Source organism: Streptomyces sp. NPDC001315, from assembly GCF_042896175.1.
In the GTDB taxonomy this organism is placed as follows: domain Bacteria; phylum Actinomycetota; class Actinomycetes; order Streptomycetales; family Streptomycetaceae; genus Streptomyces.
On record NZ_JBIAWZ010000060.1, the window covers coordinates 1 to 1,477 of the forward strand.

General features: G+C 66.6%; 1 protein-coding gene. It reads right to left on the minus strand.

Annotated elements, in window-relative coordinates; all coding sequences use genetic code 11:
- Positions 1-716, minus strand: a 716-nt coding sequence (locus ACFY16_RS43110) for a reverse transcriptase domain-containing protein (protein WP_390652690.1), incomplete at its 3' end; no start/stop codon positions are given.
- Positions 717-1,477: the final 761 nt, after the last annotated feature.

Below are 1,477 nucleotides of genomic sequence, written 5' to 3' on the forward strand. Positions count from 1 at the left end.
AGCACCACGAAGTCGTCGGCGAAACGCACCAACCGGAAGTTCGGCAGCCCCTTGCGGCGGCGATTCTGCCGCCGCCACCCAGGACTCATGTCCTGTTCCCAGATCCGGGCGAAGTGCCCGTCCAGGACGGACAGGTAGATGTTGGCCAGCAGCGGGGAGGCGACCCCGCCTTGCGGCGTGCCCGTCAGGCTGTCCGCAAAGCCACCGTGCTGTTCGACAATCCCAGCCCTCAGGAATCCCCGGACCAGCCGCAGCACCTTCCGATCGGTGATGCGCTCGTGCACCAGGTCCATCAGGATCTGGTGATCGACATTGTCGAAGCACGCGGTGATGTCACCCTCCACCACCCACTCGTACGAGCGGCTGGTGAGCTGGTGGATCTCGGCGATGGCATCCTGAGCCCGACGTCCGGGCCGATACCCGTAACTCGACGGGTAGAAGTCGACCTCGAAGATCGGTTCGAGGATCAGCTTGAGGGCCATCTGTGCCACCCGGTCCCGCAGGGTCGGAATGCCCAGCGTCCGGACCTTGCCATTCCGCTTGGGAATGATCGCCTGCTTGACCGGAAGGGCGGTGAACGTGCCGTCCTTCAGCGAGGACCGCAAGTCCTCAAGGAAGGCGAGTTCTCCGATGTCCTCTTCGACGTGGCGGCGGGTGACCGCATCCACGCCCGCTGTCTTCGCGCCCTTGTTGGCCGACACCCGCTCCCAGGCCACCAACAACGTGGCCCGGTCGCAGATCAAGTTGAACACGTCCTTGAACCGGCGGTCCGGTTCGGCTCGTGCCCATCGGTGCAGCTTTCGCTGGTGGTCGAGTACCCGTCGCTCGGCCGTCATACTGCCCGGCCACGATGGTGCGCTGTTATTCAACGGCGACTCTCCCCGCCACCAGTCGTACTGCTGATCACACTGCCGCCCTTCCCCATGCGGCCAGCTCTCCTGGCCTCGGAGTACTACAGCGGCTCCGCCACGGCCCGATACCCACAGCGGGCGTTGCACCTGCCCGCCGCCCGGCCGGCCGCCGGACGGGAGGGGCGGCACCGGACCGCTTCCCACGTTCGCTGATGTCCGTTATGACGGGTGTCGGCGTCCGGCTATACCCCGACGGCATCGCCACGGGCCGCACATCGCAGTCTTGGCCCGGGCCTCCCGCCGCCCAAATCACACGGACGACGGAAGCGGGCAGGCCAAAAGCCACGGCCTGCCCAGCACCGCAAAGCGATCCATCCACCAGGTTCGGCAGATCGCTGACGACTAACGGGGCTTCTGACACCGGTTCAGTTCCCTTACGCCTTCCCGTCCTCGCTAGCGGGCACGAGCCGTCTGGCAGTACCGACCCGCCCCTACATTGTCGAGGCCGCTTCCAGCCTCACCCCCAACCCGGGGCTCAGCCTGCCTCCAGCTTCGACCGGTCACTGCGATGACCGGCGGCGGGTCCTTCCTCCCGCACGGTTTCCATCAGCGCCTCGTGGCGCACG